Below are 17,546 nucleotides of genomic sequence, written 5' to 3'. Positions count from 1 at the left end.
CGCGATGCATCTGCTCCGCACGACGCCGGGAGGCTTCGTCGACGACGCGCAGGGCGTCATGCGTATCGATCAGACGAGCGCGCCGATCGTCGTGCTCAGCTCCGCCGATACGACGCTCGCGTTGCTCGCGAGCGCGTTTCCGCGTCTCGAGCCCGGCTTTCCCGACGTGCGGCTCGCGAATCAATCGTTTCTGCGTCAGCCCGCATCGGTCGATTTCTATGTCGACGATGTATTGCGTCACGCGAAGGTCGTGATCGTCGATCATCTCGGCGGCGAATCGTACTGGCCGTACGGCATCGAGCGGCTCGTCGCGCTCGCGAAAGAGCGCAAGCAGATGCTCGCGATGTTTTCGGGCGATCTCACCGAGGACCCGAATCTTATCGGCAAGAGCACGGCCGATGCAGCGTTTTGCCGCGAGCTGTCGCGCTATCTGCGCGAAGGCGGCGCGCGCAATGCCGAGGAGTTTCTACGCGCGATCGCGCATCGCGCGTTCGGCTTCGGGCGCGAGCCGCAGCCGCCGAGTCCGCTGCCCGCCGTCGCGATCTATCATCCCGAGCGCGAAATCGCGGTCATCGACGACTGGCAGGCGCGCTGGACCGAAGGCGCGAGCGTCGCCGCGATTCTGTTTTACCGCGCGCATTTGCAATCGGGCAATACGGCCGTGTTCGATGCGCTCATCGAAGCGCTCGAAAAAGAAGGCATGAATCCGTTGCCGATCGCGATTTCGTCGCTCAAGGAAAGCGTGAGCCGCGAAGTGGTCGAGCGTTTGTGCGCGCAGCATCGCGCATCGCTTGTATTGAACACGACGGCTTTTGCGGCGAGCGTGATCGGCGAGGACGAAGCGTTCGAAGTCGCGGGCGATGCGCCCGTGCTGCAAGTCATCCTGAGCGGCGGCAATCGCGATGACTGGCAGAAGGACAATCACGGCCTGAATTCGCGCGACGTCGCCATGCATGTCGCGCTTCCCGAAGTCGATGGCCGCATCATCACGCGCGCCGTGAGTTTCAAGGGGCTCGCATATCACTGCAAGCATACGCAGGTGGATGTCGTGCGCTATCAGGCCGACGCGGAGCGCGTGCGCTTCGTCGCCGAACTGAGCCGGCGGTGGACCAAGCTGCGTCATACGCCGAACGCGCAGAAGCGCATCGCGCTCGTGCTGGCGAACTACCCGGCGAGCGAAGGGCGCATCGGCAATGGCGTGGGACTCGATACGCCCGCATCCGCGATCAACATTCTGTCGATGCTCGCGCGAGAAGGCTATCGCGTCGGCACGATGCCGCCGAACGGCGATGCGCTCATCGCCGCGTTGACGGAAGGCGTGACCAACGATCCCGTCGTCCGCGATATGCGCCCTGCGTTGCAGAGTCTTTCGCTCGATGACTATCTCGACGCGTATCGCACGCTGCCCGCCGATGCGCGCGCCGCGCTCGAAAAAACCTGGGGCGCACCCGAAGACGACCCGACGATCAGACGCGGCCGTTTCATGATCGCGGGCTATCGCTGCGGGGAAGTGTTCATCGGCATCCAGCCCTCGCGTTCGCGGCAGCGCAACGATTACGCGAGCTATCACGATGCCGAACTCGTGCCGCCGCATTCCTATCTCGCGTTCTACTTCTGGCTGCGTCTGCGCTTTCAGGCGGATGCGCTCGTGCATGTCGGCAAGCACGGCAATCTCGAATGGCTGCCGGGAAAGAGCGTCGCGTTGTCGTCATCGTGCTGGCCGGATGCGATTCTCGGACCGATGCCGCATCTCTATCCGTTCATCGTCAACGATCCGGGCGAAGGCAGTCAGGCGAAGCGCCGCGCGCAGGCCGTGATCATCGATCATCTGATGCCGCCGCTCACGCGCGCCGAGAACTATGGGCCATTGCAGGATCTCGAGCGTCAGGTCGACGAATACTACGAAGCGTTGATGGTCGATGTGCGCCGCGCGAAGCTGCTGCGCAAGACGATTCTCGCGAACATCGTCGAGAACCGGCTGCACGAGGAACTCGGGCTGGATGCGCCACGCGATACCGTGGGTGAAGACGCGTTGCTCACGCGCGCCGATGCCTATCTCTGCGAACTGAAGGAAGCGCAGATTCGCGACGGCCTGCATGTATTCGGTGTCTCGCCGCAAGGCGTGCAACGACGCGACACGCTGCTCGCGCTCGGCCGCTTTCCGATCGGCGACGGCCAGGGCGCGAACGCGAGCCTGATCGTCGCGATCGCACGGGATCTGCAATTGCCCGATATCTTTGATCCGCTCGATGCGGATTGGGCCGCGCCGTGGACCGGCCCGCGTCCGCAAGCACTTGCCGATGTGAGTGAAGCGCCGTGGCGTCATCAAGGCGATACGCGCGAGCGCCTCGAATCGTTAGCGATGCAACTATTGTCCGATGCTGACGCAGCCGCGCCCGGACCGCGTGCATCGCTCGTGCTCGAACGTCTGCGTGGCGATGTGCTCGCGCGGCTCGATGCGTGCGGCCCGCAAGAGCTGACGCAACTGAAGCGAGGTCTCGAAGGCCGTTTCGTGCCGCCGGGTCCGAGCGGCTCGCCTTCGCGCGGCAGACCGGACGTGCTGCCCACCGGCCGCAACTTCTATTCCGTCGATACGCGCGCATTGCCGACGCAAGCCGCATGGTCGCTCGGCGTAAAGTCGGCGAACGCCTTGGTCGAACGCCATGTGCAGGATCACGGCGATTTTCCGCGGGCAATCGGCTTGTCGGTGTGGGGCACGGCGACGATGCGGACCGGCGGCGACGATATCGCGCAGGCATTCGCGTTGATCGGCGTGCGGCCCAAGTGGGCGGCGGGCAGTCATCGCGTGACCGACTTCGAGATTCTGCCGATCTCGATCTTCAACCGGCCGCGCATCGATGTGACATTGCGCGTATCGGGCTTCTTCCGCGATGCGTTCGCGAATCTCATTCATCTCTTCGATGCGGCGGTGCAGGCCGTCGCCGAATTGGACGACGAGCCCGCCGATGTCAACCCGATCCGCGCGCGCATCCTTCGTGAGCGCGACGAGCTGATCGCGCGCGGCATCGAGACGAAGGACGCGCGGCGTCGAGCGGGCTGGCGCGTGTTCAGCACGAAGCCGGGCGCATACGGCGCGGGTCTGCAGGAACTGATCGACGCAAAGCAATGGCAGACCGATGCGGATCTTTCCGCCGCGTATCAAAGCGCGGGCGGCTACGCGTATTCGCAATCGGGCGACGGCGTCGAAGCACGCGCGAGCTTCGGCGCGCGGCTATCGACGCTCGATGTCGTCGTGCAGAACCAGGACAATCGCGAACACGATCTGCTCGATTCGAACGACTATCACCAGTTCCAGGGCGGCATGGTCGCGGCCGTGCGCTATCTGTCGGGCGTGCAGCCGCAGACGTATAACGCCGATCACAGCAATCCCGCTGCGCCGCGCGTTCGCACGCTGAACGAAGAGATTGCGCGCGTGGTGCGTTCACGCGTGGTCAATCCGAAGTGGATCGATGGCGTGAAGCGGCACGGTTACAAGGGCGCGTCCGAACTCGCGGCGACCGTCGATTACCTGTTCGGCTACGACGCCACCGCGCGCGTCGTGTCGGATCATCAGTACGCGCTGGTCACCGATGCCTATGTGAACGATGCCGACACGCGCGAGTTCATTGCGCAGCACAATCCGCACGCGTTGCAATCGATCTGCGAGCGTCTGCTCGAAGCGATGCAACGCGGTCTGTGGCAGCAACCCGCTGGCTATCGCGAGCAGGTCGAACGGCATCTGCTCGATGTCGAACAGCACATCGAAGGCCGACATTCTTGAACGAATCCATCACATCTGCCGTGTTTCCTTTTTCGGCGCTCGTCGCACAGGCGCCCTTGCAGCAGGCGCTTTTGCTCGCGGCCGTCGATCCTTCGATCGGCGGCGTGCTCGTGAGCGGGCCGCGCGGCACCGCGAAATCCACCGCGACGCGCGCACTCGCGGAGTTGCTGCCCGAAGGGAAGCTCGTGACCTTGCCGCTCGGCGCGAGCGAGGAACAGTTGATCGGCACGCTCGACATCCAAAGCGCATTGCGCGACGGCGGTGTGAAGTTTTCTCCGGGCCTGCTTGCGAAGGCGCATCGGGGCGTGCTGTATGTCGATGAAGTGAATCTCCTGCCGAATCCGCTCGTCGATCAGTTGCTCGATGTCGCGGCGAGCGGCGTGAACATCGTCGAGCGCGATGGCATTTCGCATCGGCACGACGCGCGCTTCGTGCTGATCGGCACGATGAATCCGGAAGAGGGCGAGTTGCGGCCGCAATTGCTCGATCGTTTCGGTCTTGCCGTGGAGATGAACAATTGCTTCGATGCGCTCGTGCGGCAACGTATCGTCAAGGCGCGTCTTGCATTCGATGCCGATCCTGATGCGTTTCGCGCGCGGCATCGCGACGAGCAGGCTTCGCTGGAATTGCGCATTCACGCGGCGCGCGCGGCATTGTCGTCATTCGATTTCGATGATGCGGTTCATGCGCGCGTGAGCGAGCTTTGCATCGAGGCGCATGTCGACGGCTTGCGTGCGGACATCGTCATGCTGCGCGCGGCGCGAGCGCTGGCTGCGTTGGAGGAAGCAGCGGGCGTGAACGTCACGCACGTCGAACGCGTCGCCGATGCGGTGCTTAAGCATCGGCGAAGAGAAGGGGAAGCGCCTTCACGCGAACCGGCAGGCCGCGAGTCGACGTCGCCCGATGCAGGCTCGAACCAAGCGGATTGGGGCTACATGCCGCCGGAGCCGACGGGAACCGCGAAGGTCAAGCAAGTGAGGCCGCTCGCCGCAAAAAAAGCCTGAACCATCGAAGGCGCGACGCGAATGCCTTCGACACAAGGCATCGTCTTCGATGGAACGAAGCGTTCGCGAAAAGCCGCAGCGCGACGCGCGAGGGCGAAGTCAGCGCGTCGATCGACTGGATGGCGACATTGCGCGCAAAGCGTTCCGCGCGTTTTGCTACGGAGCATTTGCGATATCGGCGCACGCAGGGCGACGGTGCGGTGCTGCATTGTTTTCTGCTCGATTGCTCCGGCTCGATGCTCGCCGGCGAGCGCCTTGCGCGCGCGAAGGGCATGCTCGTCGCGCTGTTCGATCGCGCTTATCGTGAGCGGGCGGAGATTGCGCTGATATGTTTCGGCGGTGCACGCGCGGAAGTGCGTCGTCAGCCGGGCGCGGCGCATTGGTTCAATGAGCGGTGGGTCGCGCCGATCGGCGGCGGTGGCGGCACGCCCCTCGCGCTTGGGCTGGCGAGCGCGGGAACGGTGCTTGAAAGGGCGGCTCGGCGCAGACCAGTGCAACGGCGCTGCTTGTGGGTGCTCACCGACGGGCGAACGAACGAGCAACCGCAAGCACCTCACGCAGCGGATGAGATCGTCGTCGTCGATTTCGAGGAAGGCGCGATTCGGGTCGGGCGCGGCGAGGCGCTCGCGCGCGAGTGGAGCGCGAGATATGTGCTTGCGGATGCGCTGATAAGAATCTCGGATTGTTGAGCAATCGATTCGAATATTGCCGACTGCCACGGTGATTGTCCGAATTTTGCGCGATCAGGCTTGCAGCGATTCAGCGAGCCATATCGACTTTATAGTCGCCTGCATGTTTCGGAGTTGTTTGGCTATGAATAATTAGGATAACAAATGTACAGACCAAGCTTTGCGGCCGCGTGGTCGGCATCCATGGAAATCTTCGATCCATCGAATCCGAGGGGAAGATCGCGACGGTAATCGGTGGGAAGGTAGCCGCCAACATCAACGAGGTGGGTGCGGAAGCGAGGTGGAAGAACACATGCGCGGTTCGCATGAGCTATATCTTGAATCACTCGGGCGTGACCATTCCAGCCATCGATGGGAAGACGGTTTCAGGCGCTGATCGTCGACGCTACTTCTTTCGCGTGGTGGACCTCATCGAATTTCTCAAACAGCGTTGGGGCAAGCCGGAAACGATTGAATATCCGCCCTCGGGAGGCGGCAGGCTCGCAGGCAAAAAAGGTGTGATTCTCTTTGAAACGTCGGGATGGCGAGACGCACAAGGCCATGCCACCTTGTACAACGGTATCGTTTGCTACGACAGTTGTTACTTCAACGAACCTGCGGTTCGAAACAGGACCGACCAGGCGCATTTTTGGAGCCTGTCATGAAGCGATGGACCAGCCTGGTGATTCTCGCGCTGGCGTGCGCTACGGCAAGCGGACAGACCATTCCCCCCAACGAAAACTCTCCGGAAGCGCCATCGCGCACCTACGCCCAGAATTACAAGGACATGGTCTTGGCCATATGCGTCGCCACAGCGTACAAAGGCAGTAACGACGCAGCCGTCGATGCCGGAAGTAGCGCGAGCGCACTGAGAGACTGGACTTATTACGACCTCGATAAAAGTCCCGCGGAAGTGGAGGCGCTAGTGCGCAAGTATCTACGGCGCGATTACTATAATCCGCTTGTCGAGGCCGAAGCGAAGGGAACGGACATTCGCTTCGATTTTCTCAAGTGCCTCGACCTGTACCACAGCAAGGAATTGGAGCGGCTGGTCAAACGACGGGTAGCGCACCCTGACTGGACGGTACGTTCGCGTTCAAAAGCGGGCAAGCATTGACTCTCGACGCATCCTCAGTCATACCACCGCGGCGTATAAACCCAATCCCCGACGACACGCGTCATCGATGATCCGACGATGACCATCGTCCTCATGTCGACGAGCTCACTCTTCAGTTCACCGAGCTCAATGACGCGCAAAGCCTCCGCCGGACGTCCGATATCTCTTCCCAGCACGACCGGCGTGTCCGAGTCCCGATATCGCTTCACGACGTCGATCGCACGATCGAACTGCCACGGCCGCGCCTTCGACAGCGGGTTATAGAAGGCCATCACAAGATCCGCTTCGCCTGCATGCGCGATGCGCTTCTCGATCACGCTCCACGGCTTCAAGTTATCCGACAACGACAACACGCAGAAGTCATGGCCGAGCGGCGCACCCGCGCGCGCGGCCGTCGCGAGCGAGGCCGACACGCCCGGCACGATCTGAAGCTTCACCGCATTCCATTCGGGATGCGTGGCGCGTCCTTCGTCGAGTGCTTCGAGCACCGCTGCGGCCATCGCGAACACGCCGGGATCGCCCGATGACACCACGATCACGCGTCGGCCTTCACTCGCGAGTTCGAACGCGTGTCGCGCGCGCTGCAGTTCCTCGCGATTGTCGGTGATGTGCACGCGCTGGTCGTCGCGAAACGGTCCCGCCATACGCACATACGTCTCGTAACCGAGCACGTCTTGTGCGTCGTGAAGCGCGCTTCTTGCGGCGGGCGTCATCAGTTCCGCCTTGCCGGGACCAAGGCCGATCACCGTCAGCGTGCCGCGCGCATGGCCGATCGATCCCGCATCGATCGGCGTATCGCTGACGTGCAGCGCAACGCCTCGCGCATCGTTGCGAGCGAATGGCGGGGCATCGCAGAAGCGCAACGGCACATCGAGCGCACGCGCCGCATCTTCGAGCGGACGCGAAGCCATGTAGCGAGCGGGCGCGGTCAACGCCGCGAGCGCAAGCGGTGCGAGACCACGTTCGTTCAAGGCAGCTCGCACGCGTTCGGCGACGTCATCGTCGTGTGAAATATCTTCGATCCACGCAAGCACGCAACGCGGATGAATCACGAGGCTGTTTTCATCGCGCGTGGCAAGCGGCGTGATGCGAACGGCAAGACGCGCATCGTCGTTGCGAGGCAGCGCGGCATCGTCGAGCCAGGGCGCGTGGCCTTCGATGCGCGTCGTCGCGCCCGCCAGCAGGTCGGACACGAAACGCTTGCCTTGCTCGATATCCGCAAGTGCATAACCTTCGGGCGGCGCCAGCAGACATTTCCCGAAGCGCAATTCGCCGCTCGTCGTGATCGCGGGTGCGACTTGCAAGGCGTCGCCGATCTCGCGCGCAAGCACATTCACGCCGCTCATGCCGCCGAGCAGCGGCACGATGGCGCTGCCATCCTGCGCGATGGCGAGCACGGGCGGTTCGTTGCCTTTGTCGGCGAGACAGGATGCAAGCGCGCGAATCACGATGCCCGCGGAACACAGCGCGACGATCGCCGCGCCCGACGCATACAGACCACGCACGTGCGCGCCGAAGTCGTCATACGCGATGTCCGCGCTCACGCGGCTCGCCAGTCCATGCACGCGCGATTGCGGAAAGCGCGCCTGAATGCGACGCGCGGTATCGAGCGCGCCCGCGCCGAGCACGACGATCGCCATCGGCATGGAAGCCTTCATGCACGCCATTTTTTCCCCGGCACGACGAGCAGCGAGAAATACGGCGATGCCATCGGATCGACTTCATCGAGCGGCACGATGCGCTGGTTGGCCATCGTCGCGCGCTCGACATACAACGCGCGATCGTCGAGGCCGAGTTCGCCCAGCACGCGCCGCACTTTCTCGAAGTTGCGGCCGAGCTTCATGATGACGGCCGCATCGGCTGCTTCGAGACGGCGCTTCAGATCGTCTTCAGGCAGCACGCCCGACAGCACCGACAGACTCTGATTGCGATACACGAGCGGCACGCCGAGCACGGCCACGCCGCCGAGCATCGAGCACACGCCCGGCACGACCTCTGCATCGAAGCGTGCTGCGAGACGATCGTGCAGATACATGTACGAGCCGTAGAAAAACGGATCGCCCTCGCAGATCACGGCGACATCGCGGCCGGATTCGAGATGACCGGATATCGTGAGCGCGGCTTCGTCGTAGAACGCGCTGATGATCGTCTCGTAGCAGAGCGGCGGTTCGAGCGCTTCGGTCGTCACCGGATAGACGAGCGGCAGGCGCATCTGCGTATCGTCGAGATGCGATTCGATGATGCCGAACGCATTACCCTTCTTGCCCTTTGCGACGAAATACGCGACCACCGGCGCGGTCTTCAAAAGCCGCAGCGCCTTCACGGTGATCAGCTCCGGATCGCCCGGGCCGACGCCTAATCCAAAGAGACGTCCGCGCATCATTCGGCCTCCGAAGCAAGTGCGTTCACTGCGGCCGCTGCCATCGCGCTGCCCCCGCGCCGGCCGAGCAGCGCGACGAAGGGCACGCCGCGGCTATCGGCGGCGAGCATCGCTTTCGATTCCGCCGCGCCGATGAAACCGACCGGAAAGCCGAGAATGAGCGCGGGCTTCGGCGCGCCGGCATCGATCATGTCGAGCAGATGGAAGAGCGCGGTCGGCGCGTTGCCTATCGCGACGATCGCGCCTTCGAGTTGCGCACGCCATAGTTCGAGCGCGGCGGCCGAGCGCGTGTTGCGCATCGCGCGGGCGCGCTCGGGAATCGAGGGATCGCTCAAGGTGCAGATCACGCGGTTGTCGGCGGGCAAGCGCGCGCGCGTGATGCCCTCGGCGACCATGCGCGCATCGCACAGGATCGGCGCGCCTGCTGCAAGCGCCTTTCTTCCGATGCTGCCCGCGCCGGGCGAGAAGCGCAGATCGCTCACGATATCCACCATGCCGCACGCATGGATCAGCCGCACGGCGAGCTTCTCCAGATCGGCGGGAATGGCGGCGAGGTCGGCTTCGGCGCGGATCGTCGCAAAGGACTGACGATAAATCTCCGCGCCGTCGCGGATGTAGTCAAGCATCGGCATGGCTCCGGGCGAGCCGTTCGGCCGCCTCTTCGATGGTCAGATTGCGCGCGACGGCTCGTGCGTCGCGATGTAAGTCGTATCGTCCGGGCGCGACTGCGTAGAGCGTGACCGGAACCGGATGCGCCGCCGCGCACGAACGCTCGCAGCCGCTCAGATGCACCTGCGTCCCGTCATCCGAAGGCAGGAGCGCGGCGAGCCGGTGAGCATCGGCTTTGGTATCGGCACGGCTCTTTGCGCAGCCTTCCGAACCCGCGCACGCGATGAGGCGCGCGAGCGGTTCGTGCGCGCCGGTTGCAAGGCCGAGCGCGTGCAGCCCTTGCAGCACGTCATGCGCTGAATGCGCCGCGAGGCCGGGAATCAGCACGCTTTGCCACGGCGTCATCGTCAGGCGGCTTGCGCCGTGTGCGTCGGCGAGATTGGCGAGCGCTTCGAGCGTCGTCGCATCGAGACGGCCCAGCGGCGTTTGCGCACCCGCGTACCACGTCGCGCGATGCGGCTCCTCGTGCGCGCCGAGACGCAGCGATGCATCGGCGGGTGCGCGTGTCCATGTCGCGATATCGGCGTCGAAACGCAAGGCGTCGAGAAAGCGCGCAACGCCGATACGCGCAAGCAGATCGCGCATGCGATGTTCTTCAGGCGTCGCCAGCGCGAGAAAGCTGCGCAACACGTTCAGGACGAACATCACGAGATCGTCGCGCGAGATCGCGCCGAGCGCCGGATCGCGCATCGTTCCGGCGAGGCCGAATGCGAAGCGCGCGCCATCCTCGATGGCGGAAAGCCAAAGATCGTGCGGATGATCGAGCATCGCGATGCGCTCGCCGGCGTCGAGCTGGAGCGCGAATTTCGGCGACAGCGCATGCAGCGACGCATCGGCCTGCATCGCATCGACGATCCGCGCGGCGAGCGCGCGCGTGCCGTGGTCCGCGAGCGGGCTCAGCATTACGTTGCGGATGTCGTCTGCGCCCGCCGTCGACGGGCCGAGGCCCGCGTCGAGGGCGATGTCGACGAGCGCGGCGTGGGCATCGTCGCGAATGCCGCGCAGTTGCAGATTCGCGCGATTGGTCACTTCGATCACGCCCGAGCCGCACTCGCGAGCCGCGCGCGCGACGGCCCGCGCCGCCCGCGTGCTCAACACGCCGCCCGCGAGACGCAGACGCGCAAGGCCGCCATCGCACGCGGGCACGATGCGCATCAGGCCCGGGCATGCGGAAGCACGCGGCGTTGCGTTGAGCGATGAGCGGTCGAAAGAATTCAAAAGCGTGACCCGTTGGGCTTCGCGCGTGATGAGCGAACCGGTACACCCCGCCCGGTCGGCGTCGCGCGAATGCGTTGGGTCGGCAGGTCTCTTGGCTGGCAGGTCGACATTCGCGCCGGCCTTCCCGGTAAAAACCAGTGGCAGTGGAGCGCGGACTCGCTGCGTACAATTGCGGGGGCAGCCACAGTTTTGCTGTGTTCCCTTTTAAGCCCTCGGTCTCACGACCCCGGGCGCCGACGGACCTGTATTATGCCCGCTTTTATCGACCCTCCGAGCGCTTCCGGCATGTATCCGGGAACGCGATCGGAATCGCAGCAAGGAGACCGCGCATGTCGAACTGGCTGACCGTGGTGGGCATCGGCGAAGACGGCTGGCACGGACTTTCCCGCGCCGCGCGTCGCGCGCTTCTCGACGCCCAGTCGATTCACGGCGGCGAACGTCATCTCGCGTTGCTGCCGGATCGCATCGCCGCGCGCCGCATGCCGTGGCCGAAACCCTTCTCGCTCGATGCCGTGCTCGCCGACCGCGGCGACGGCAAGACGCGCATCTGCGTGCTCGCGAGCGGCGATCCGATGTGCTTCGGCGTCGGCGCGACGCTCGCGCGCGAAGTCGCCAACGGCGAAATGCGCGTCATTCCCGCGCCGTCGTCGCTGTCGCTCGCGGCGGCGCGCCTGTGCTGGGCGCTCCAAGACGCCGTCTGCGTATCGCTCGTCGGGCGGCCGGCGGCGTCGCTGCTCGCGAATCTGCATCGCGGCGTGCGCCTCATCGTGCTGAGCGCGGACGGCACGACGCCCGCCGCCGTCGCCACGCTTCTGACCGCGCATGGTTTCGGCGCGAGCCGCATGACCGTCTTCGAGCATCTCGGCGGCAGCGACGAACGCCGCATCGACGAGCGTGCCGACGACTGGCGCGAGCCCGTCGTTGCCGCGCTCAATCTCATCGCGATCGAGTGCCGGACGCACGCCGGCCACGCCGGGCCGCCGCTCACGCCCGGTCTCGCCGACGACGCCTACCGCCACGACGGCCAGTTGACGAAGCGCGACGTGCGCGCCGTGACGCTCGCGCGCCTCGCGCCGCAGCCCGGCGAACTGCTGTGGGACGTCGGCGCGGGCTGCGGCTCGATCGGCATCGAATGGATGCGCGCGCATGGCGCGTGTCGGGCGATCGCGATCGAAGCGAACGAGAGCCGTCAGCGTCTCATCGAATACAACCGCGATGCGCTCGGCGTGCCCGCGCTGCAACTCGTCAGAGGCGAAGCGCCCGCCGCGCTCGACGGCCTTCCCGCGCCGGACGCGGTGTTCATCGGCGGTGGATTGACGGTGCCGGGCCTGCTCGATGCGTGCTGGGCGCGTCTGCGTCAGGGCGGGCGGCTCGTCGCCAATGCGGTGACGCTGCAAAGCGAGGCGGCGCTCGTCGAATGGCGCGCGCGCCACGGCGGCGAGCTGACGCGCATCGGCGTCGCGCAGGCGGAACCGCTCGGCAGCTTCGACACGTGGCGTCAGGCGCTGCCGATCACCGTCCTGCACGCGAGCAAACCGTGATGCGTCATGCGTGAAGAGACGCCGGAGAAAGCCGCGCCGCTGCGCAGCGGCTACACGACAGGAAGCTGCGCGACCGCGACGAGTCTCGCGGCCGCGCGCCTCTTGCTGCTCGGCGAGACGAGCGAGCGCGCGGAGATCGTCCTGCCGAAGGGCCAGCGCGTGACGATGATGCTTTCGTTCTGCCGCCGTTTACCCGATGAAAGCGCCGCCGCCGAAGCCGGCGTCATCAAGGATGCGGGCGACGATCCCGACGTCACGCACGGTGCGCTCGTGTTCGCGCGCGTGCGACTGTCGGAGGAACCGGGCGTGCGTTTTCATGCGGGCGCGGGCGTCGGCACGGTGACGCGCGCGGGCCTCGCGCTCGCCGTCGGCGAACCGGCGATCAATCCGATGCCGCGCAAGATGATGACCGAGCATCTCGACGCGCTCGCAAAAAGCGTCGGCTATCGCGGCGGTTTCGACGTGACCATCGGCGTGGAGAACGGCGAAGCCCTCGCGCAGAAGACGATGAATCCGCGCCTCGGCATCGTCGGCGGATTGTCGATACTCGGCACGACCGGCATCGTCAGACCGTTTTCGTGCTCGGCGTACATCGCGTCGATTCATCAGGGCATCGATGTGGCGCGGGCGAACGGGTATCGGCATATCGCCGCGTGCACCGGCAACCAGAGCGAGGACGCGATGCGCGCGCGCTACGGCCTGCCCGACATCGCATTGATCGAAATGGGCGATTTCGTGGGCGCGGTGCTCAAGCATTTGCGCCGCGCGAGCGTCGACAAGCTGAGCCTGTGCGGCGGCTTCGGCAAGCTGTCCAAGCTCGCGGCGGGGCATATGGATCTGCACAGCCGCAGTTCGAGCATCGACTTGCCGCTGCTCGCCGTCTGGGCCGCCGATGCGGGCGCGAACGCCGAACTGCTGGCGTCGATGCGCGCGGCCAACACGAGTCAGGAAGCGCTCAAGCTCGCACGCGCCGAAGGCATCGCGCTCGGCGATATCGTCTGCCGACGCGCGCGCGATGTCGCGCTCGACGCGCTGCCGCCAGGCATCGAAGTCGAGACCTTCGCGATCGACCGGCAGGGCAATATCGTCGGGAGCGCGGCATGACGCGCGTGCTGCTGCTCGGCGGCACCGGCGATGCGCTCGCGATCGCGCGTGCGCTTCCTGCGACGCACGTCTACAGTCTCGCGGGCCTCGGGCGCGTGCCGGGCGATCTGGCGTGCACGGTGCGCGTCGGCGGTTTCGGCGGCATCGACGGGCTCGTGCGATATCTGCGCGACGAGCACATCACGCTCGTCGTCGATGCGACGCATCCCTATGCCGCGCAGATGAGCCGCCACGCGTTCGATGCCTGCGCGCTCGCCGACGTGCCGCTCTGGGCGGTGCGCCGTCCCGCATGGCAACCGCAGGCGGGCGACGACTGGCGCGAGGCGTCGGACTGGCGCGAGATCGTCGAATGCATCGCGCCGTTTCATCGGCCGCTTTTCACGCTCGGGCGCGAGGCGCTCGCGCATCTGCACGACATTCCCGCGTCGCAGCACTGGACGATTCGCTGTCTCGACGCGCATCCGGGCAACGCGCGCGCGAGCATTGTCGATGCGCGCGGTCCGTTCGATCTCGCCGGCGAGCGCGCCTTGTTCGACGCGGCGCGTATCGATGTCGTCGTCAGCAAGAACAGCGGCGGGCGGGCGACCGAGGCGAAGCTCGCGGTCGCGCGGGAACGCGGTATCGCCGTCGTCATGCTCACGCGGCCCGCGCTTCCCGACGCCGACCGTATTTTCGACGACGCCGCCAGCGCCCGCGACGCGCTTCAACACTGGCTCACCAGACCATGACCGTTTATTTCATCGGCGCCGGACCGGGCGATCCCGAACTCATCACAGTAAAGGGGCAGCGGCTGATCCGCGCATGTCCCGTGATTCTCTACGCCGGCTCGCTCGTGCCGACGCAAGTCCTCGACGGACATCGCGCGCTGAAATGCATCGACACGGCCGAGCTCGATCTCGACGCGATCGTCGCGCTCCTGCAGGAAGCGCACGCGAACGGGCACGACGTGGCGCGCGTGCATTCGGGCGATCCGTCGCTGTACGGCGCGATCGGCGAGCAGATTCGCCGGCTCGACGCGCTCGCGATTCCCTACGAAGTGGTGCCGGGTGTCACGGCGACGGCGGCATCGGCGGCGGCGCTAAAGCGCGAACTGACGCTGCCCGGCATCTCGCAGACCGTGATCTTCACGCGCTACGCGACGAAGACGTCGATGCCCGAAGGCGAGAGCCTCGCCGATCTCGCGCGTCATCGCGCGACGCTCGCGATTCATCTGGGCGTGCGGCATATCGAGCGCATCGTCGCGGAGCTCGTGCCGCATTACGGCGCGGACTGTCCCGTCGCGGTCGTATTTCGCGCGAGCTGGCCGGACGAAACGCGCGTCGAAGGGACGCTCGCGAACATCGCGCCGAAAGTGCGCGAGGCGGGCATGGAACGCACGGCGATGATTCTCGTCGGACGCGTGCTGGCCGCCGACGGCTTCGCGGAGTCCACGCTCTACGCGAAGGATCGATGACGCGATGCGCGACCTCGACGCCGTCTTCGATGCGCTCGCGAAATCGGCATTCCGGCGCCGTTTCGCGCTCGGCGTGCGTGAGGGGAAAGTTTTAAGGGAGAAGGGCGTCGACACGGTCGTCGCGCAGGCGCATGAGCTGATCGGCAAGCGGCTTGCGCCGCAAGCGCCGCTGAACGACGGCAAGCAGACACCGTTTCGCGGGCATCCTGTCTTCATCGCGCAGCACGCGACGGCGACGTGCTGCCGCTCGTGTCTCGCGAAATGGCACGGCATCGCGGCGGGAAAAGCGCTCGACGACGCCGAGCGCCAACATGTCGTCGATGCCATCGAACGCTGGCTGCGCGCGCAACCGCTGCCGGCGGCGTCGAACCAGCCCGCGCCCGACAATCCGCAGCGCGAACTGCCTTTCTGACGCGCTTTAACGCGACGGATCGGCGCCCGCGGCTTCGAGACGCGCGCGCCGCACCGCCACGAAAATCAGCAACGCGAAAACCAGCGGTCCTACACCTACGCCGCAGTCCTTGGCCAACTGATTTCCCAACTGCGGATAGATCCACGCGAAAAACAGGATCGCGGGCTCGCCGCGCAGCCATCCGTCGCGCAGCGCGCGCGCGGCGATGAGTGCCAGCGGGATGCCGAGCCACACGCCGTCGTAGTTATAGATGTAGGGGCTGATCATGAACGTCGCGGCGACGAGCGCCGTCGCGCGAACTTCCAGTCCTTTCGCATTGCGCCATACCCACGCGACGGCGCAGATCGCCACGATCGCCTGACACGCCTGCGCGACATAGGCGGGACCGGTCGCGACGTGCGCCATGCGCAGGCTCGCGAAGAGGCTCGCCATCTGGAACCAAGGAAGACTGCCGCTCGCGGTGAAACCGTTGGCATCGTGCAGTCCGTGGAGAAAGACCGGCAGGATGTCGAGGCCGAAGACGGCGACCGAAACCGTGGTGAACAGGATCGTCGTCAGCGCGGCGGCGATGAAGGTCGTCCACATGCCCGCGCACGCCAGCGCGAGCGGAAACAGGATGGCCAGATGCGGCTTGATCGAAAGCAGGCCGATGAAGACGCCCGCGAGCATCGGCCGTTTTGGCATCGAGAGAAATGCGGCGAGCGCGAGACTCGCGGTGAGCGCGGCATTCTGTCCCTGGGCCGCGTTGAGCCAGATGCCGGGAAACGCGACGATCCACATGATCATGTCGGGGATCGGCAGCGCGCGGCGGGCCAGCAGCACGAAGACGACCGACGAAATCGAAGCGAACAGCGCGTAGGCAAGCGGCGCCGACAGGAAGCCCAACGGCTGCACCAGCAGCAGAAAGTTCGGCGGATAGAACCACGGCCCCGGCAGGATGATGTGCGGCCCCAGTTGCTGCGCGACGTGCTTGATCGCGTCCGCCGAATAGGCGTCGAGCGGATGCCCCGCGAGCGCGAGGCGCGCAGCCGACCAGAACGTCAGAAAGTCCCAGCCGGCCGGATGACCTTTCTCCGCCACGGCACTGCGCACGGCGAGAACGAGCCCGTAACACTGGAGCACGACGAGGATCGTCGCGCAATAAGCGCTCACGCGCGAGCCGTTGAGCCAGCGCCGACCGGGCGCGCGTTCGGTGGAAGCGGGTTGGGTGCTCATCCGTCCGATATCGGCCGGATGGCGCCGAAACTTTAGCGAACGTCCGCCCGCGCGCTCTACTCGCGAACGCGTCCCTTGGCGCGCCGCGCGAGCATGTTCAGGCCCTCGACCAGCGCCGAGAACGCCATCGCCGCATAGATGTAGCCCTTCGGCACGTGTGTTCCGAAGCCTTCGGCGATCAGCGTCATCCCGATCACGAGCAGGAAGCCGAGCGCGAGCATGACGATCGTCGGATTGCGCTCGATGAAGCGCGACAGCGGACCGGCCGCGAACAGCATCACGGTGACGGCGGCGATCACCGCGACGAACATGATCGGAATGTGCTCGGTCATGCCGACCGCCGTCACGATGCTGTCGATGGAAAACACGAGATCGAGCAGCAGGATCTGGCCGATCGCCGACAGCGGCGTCAGGCTCTTGCCCGACGCGGGGCCGGCGTGTTCGTCGGCGTCGTGCGTGACGTGATGGCGGATTTCCGTCGTCGCCTTCCAGACGAGAAACACGCCGCCCGCGATGAGAATCAGGTCGCGCCAGGAAAAGCCGTGCCCGAACGCTTCGAAGATCGGCGTGGTGAGGCGGACGATCAGCGCGACCGTGCCGAGCAGGCCGAGCCGCATCACGAGCGCGAGCGCGATGCCGATGCGCTGCGTGCGTTCGCGGTGCGCCGCGGGCAGCTTGTTGGTCAGGATCGAAATGAAGATCAGGTTGTCGATGCCGAGCACGACTTCCATGACGACGAGCGTCGCGAGTGCGGCCCAGGCGGCGGGATCGGCGAGAAGGGCAACGAGATAGTCCATGGTTCGGGAGCGTTCGAGATGAGGGCGAGATATTAGCCTGTTCGGCGGGAAAAATGAAATGAACTTGAAAGCTTGCGCCTGATCGAAACCAGCCGGTGACAATCCCCGACGCGAGATGTTGTTCAAACCGACAAATATCGGATTTGAAACGCTTATTTGCATCTGTTCGCGTGATGCACTGCCGCAA

16 protein-coding genes and 1 riboswitch are annotated in these 17,546 nt (G+C 65.4%); of the genes, 10 read left to right on the top strand and 6 right to left on the bottom strand.

From position 1 onward, the window contains the following. Positions 1-4: 4 nt before the first annotated feature. The 5 genes from cobN to NCS67_RS17680 all read left to right on the top strand — a co-directional run bounded on the left by cobN (position 5) and on the right by NCS67_RS17680 (position 6,570). Positions 5-3,781: a cobaltochelatase subunit CobN gene (gene cobN / locus NCS67_RS17700; RefSeq protein ID WP_250435928.1), complete on the top strand. Its 3,777-nt coding sequence runs from the start codon at positions 5-7 to the stop codon at positions 3,779-3,781. Continuing rightward, positions 3,778-4,785, top strand: a complete 1,008-nt coding sequence (locus NCS67_RS17695; protein WP_250435926.1) for a magnesium chelatase ATPase subunit I — start codon at positions 3,778-3,780, stop codon at positions 4,783-4,785. The genes cobN and NCS67_RS17695 overlap by 4 nt, the downstream gene beginning before the upstream one ends. Before the next feature lie 119 nt (positions 4,786-4,904). Beyond that, on the top strand, positions 4,905-5,474 hold the full coding sequence (locus NCS67_RS17690) for a vWA domain-containing protein (protein WP_250435925.1): 570 nt from the start codon (positions 4,905-4,907) through the stop codon (positions 5,472-5,474). A gap of 305 nt (positions 5,475-5,779) precedes the next feature. Further along, positions 5,780-6,118 (top strand): type VI secretion system amidase effector protein Tae4, encoded by a 339-nt coding sequence (locus tag NCS67_RS17685; RefSeq protein WP_250435924.1) that lies wholly within the window; start codon positions 5,780-5,782, stop codon positions 6,116-6,118. Further along, entirely contained in the window at positions 6,115-6,570 is a 456-nt protein-coding gene (locus NCS67_RS17680; protein ID WP_250435923.1) for a type VI secretion system amidase immunity protein Tai4, read from the top strand. Before NCS67_RS17685 ends, NCS67_RS17680 begins: the two co-directional genes overlap by 4 nt. 14 nt (positions 6,571-6,584) lie before the next feature. Here NCS67_RS17680 and cobJ read toward each other — a convergent pair whose 3' ends face one another. From cobJ to cobG, 4 genes are read right to left on the bottom strand one after another with little or no spacing between them, the layout of a single operon-like run. Continuing rightward, positions 6,585-8,237 carry a precorrin-3B C(17)-methyltransferase gene (gene cobJ, locus NCS67_RS17675; RefSeq protein ID WP_250435922.1) on the bottom strand — a complete coding sequence of 551 codons (1,653 nt, stop codon included), beginning with the start codon at positions 8,235-8,237 and terminating at the stop codon, positions 6,585-6,587. Beyond that, positions 8,225-8,953, bottom strand: a complete 729-nt coding sequence (locus NCS67_RS17670; protein WP_250435921.1) for a precorrin-2 C(20)-methyltransferase — start codon at positions 8,951-8,953, stop codon at positions 8,225-8,227. The genes cobJ and NCS67_RS17670 overlap by 13 nt, the downstream gene beginning before the upstream one ends. Further along, positions 8,950-9,576, bottom strand: coding sequence for a precorrin-8X methylmutase (locus NCS67_RS17665; protein WP_008353117.1), 627 nt, complete (start codon positions 9,574-9,576; stop codon positions 8,950-8,952). Before NCS67_RS17665 ends, NCS67_RS17670 begins: the two co-directional genes overlap by 4 nt. Then, the gene (cobG, locus tag NCS67_RS17660; RefSeq protein WP_250435920.1) at positions 9,569-10,837 is read right to left on the bottom strand and encodes a precorrin-3B synthase; all 1,269 of its coding nucleotides are present in this window, start codon (positions 10,835-10,837) and stop codon (positions 9,569-9,571) included. The genes NCS67_RS17665 and cobG overlap by 8 nt, the downstream gene beginning before the upstream one ends. A 64-nt stretch (positions 10,838-10,901) precedes the next feature. Further along, positions 10,902-11,090, bottom strand: a riboswitch (cobalamin riboswitch). Positions 11,091-11,166: 76 nt separating this feature from the next. Here cobG and cbiE point away from each other — a divergent pair. Genes cbiE through NCS67_RS17635 form a run of 5 tightly spaced genes read left to right on the top strand, consistent with a single transcriptional unit; the run spans position 11,167 to position 15,347 of the window. Beyond that, positions 11,167-12,378 (top strand): precorrin-6y C5,15-methyltransferase (decarboxylating) subunit CbiE, encoded by a 1,212-nt coding sequence (gene cbiE, locus NCS67_RS17655; RefSeq protein ID WP_175979434.1) that lies wholly within the window; start codon positions 11,167-11,169, stop codon positions 12,376-12,378. Positions 12,379-12,384: 6 nt separating this feature from the next. Further along, the gene (locus NCS67_RS17650; protein ID WP_175979433.1) at positions 12,385-13,482 is read left to right on the top strand and encodes a cobalt-precorrin-5B (C(1))-methyltransferase; all 1,098 of its coding nucleotides are present in this window, start codon (positions 12,385-12,387) and stop codon (positions 13,480-13,482) included. Continuing rightward, a complete protein-coding gene (locus tag NCS67_RS17645) occupies positions 13,479-14,210 on the top strand; it encodes a cobalt-precorrin-6A reductase (RefSeq protein ID WP_175979432.1) in 732 nt (243 codons plus the stop codon). Before NCS67_RS17650 ends, NCS67_RS17645 begins: the two co-directional genes overlap by 4 nt. Further along, positions 14,207-14,935, top strand: a complete 729-nt coding sequence (cobM, locus tag NCS67_RS17640) for a precorrin-4 C(11)-methyltransferase (protein WP_175979431.1) — start codon at positions 14,207-14,209, stop codon at positions 14,933-14,935. The genes NCS67_RS17645 and cobM overlap by 4 nt, the downstream gene beginning before the upstream one ends. 4 nt (positions 14,936-14,939) lie before the next feature. Then, the gene (locus NCS67_RS17635) at positions 14,940-15,347 is read left to right on the top strand and encodes a DUF4186 domain-containing protein (RefSeq protein ID WP_008353123.1); all 408 of its coding nucleotides are present in this window, start codon (positions 14,940-14,942) and stop codon (positions 15,345-15,347) included. A 6-nt stretch (positions 15,348-15,353) separates the two neighbouring features. Here the strand turns inward: NCS67_RS17635 and NCS67_RS17630 are convergent, their stop codons facing one another. Next, positions 15,354-16,562 (bottom strand): glycosyltransferase family 87 protein, encoded by a 1,209-nt coding sequence (locus NCS67_RS17630; protein ID WP_250435919.1) that lies wholly within the window; start codon positions 16,560-16,562, stop codon positions 15,354-15,356. A 56-nt stretch (positions 16,563-16,618) separates the two neighbouring features. Further along, positions 16,619-17,359, bottom strand: coding sequence for a TerC family protein (locus NCS67_RS17625; RefSeq protein WP_008353127.1), 741 nt, complete (start codon positions 17,357-17,359; stop codon positions 16,619-16,621). Positions 17,360-17,546 lie beyond the last annotated feature (187 nt).

The sequence above is a fragment of the Caballeronia sp. ATUFL_F2_KS9A genome (genome assembly GCF_023630765.1).
Lineage (GTDB): Bacteria > Pseudomonadota > Gammaproteobacteria > Burkholderiales > Burkholderiaceae > Caballeronia > Caballeronia zhejiangensis.
Note: the sequence above shows the minus strand (reverse complement) of the source record. Positions and strands in the feature narration are given on the sequence as shown.

What these genes read in the sequence shown, in the direction of transcription:
- cobN (WP_250435928.1), top strand. Translation starts at nt 5, where the DNA reads ATGCATCTGCTCCGCACGACGCCGGGAGGCTTCGTCGACGACGCGCAG.
- NCS67_RS17690 (WP_250435925.1), top strand. Translation starts at nt 4,905, where the DNA reads ATGGCGACATTGCGCGCAAAGCGTTCCGCGCGTTTTGCTACGGAGCAT.
- NCS67_RS17685 (WP_250435924.1), top strand. Translation starts at nt 5,780, where the DNA reads ATGAGCTATATCTTGAATCACTCGGGCGTGACCATTCCAGCCATCGAT.
- NCS67_RS17680 (WP_250435923.1), top strand. Translation starts at nt 6,115, where the DNA reads ATGAAGCGATGGACCAGCCTGGTGATTCTCGCGCTGGCGTGCGCTACG.
- cobJ (WP_250435922.1), bottom strand. Translation starts at nt 8,237, where the DNA reads ATGGCGTGCATGAAGGCTTCCATGCCGATGGCGATCGTCGTGCTCGGC.
- NCS67_RS17670 (WP_250435921.1), bottom strand. Translation starts at nt 8,953, where the DNA reads ATGATGCGCGGACGTCTCTTTGGATTAGGCGTCGGCCCGGGCGATCCG.
- NCS67_RS17665 (WP_008353117.1), bottom strand. Translation starts at nt 9,576, where the DNA reads ATGCTTGACTACATCCGCGACGGCGCGGAGATTTATCGTCAGTCCTTT.
- cbiE (WP_175979434.1), top strand. Translation starts at nt 11,167, where the DNA reads ATGTCGAACTGGCTGACCGTGGTGGGCATCGGCGAAGACGGCTGGCAC.
- NCS67_RS17650 (WP_175979433.1), top strand. Translation starts at nt 12,385, where the DNA reads ATGCGTGAAGAGACGCCGGAGAAAGCCGCGCCGCTGCGCAGCGGCTAC.
- NCS67_RS17645 (WP_175979432.1), top strand. Translation starts at nt 13,479, where the DNA reads ATGACGCGCGTGCTGCTGCTCGGCGGCACCGGCGATGCGCTCGCGATC.
- cobM (WP_175979431.1), top strand. Translation starts at nt 14,207, where the DNA reads ATGACCGTTTATTTCATCGGCGCCGGACCGGGCGATCCCGAACTCATC.
- NCS67_RS17635 (WP_008353123.1), top strand. Translation starts at nt 14,940, where the DNA reads ATGCGCGACCTCGACGCCGTCTTCGATGCGCTCGCGAAATCGGCATTC.
- NCS67_RS17630 (WP_250435919.1), bottom strand. Translation starts at nt 16,562, where the DNA reads ATGAGCACCCAACCCGCTTCCACCGAACGCGCGCCCGGTCGGCGCTGG.
- NCS67_RS17625 (WP_008353127.1), bottom strand. Translation starts at nt 17,359, where the DNA reads ATGGACTATCTCGTTGCCCTTCTCGCCGATCCCGCCGCCTGGGCCGCA.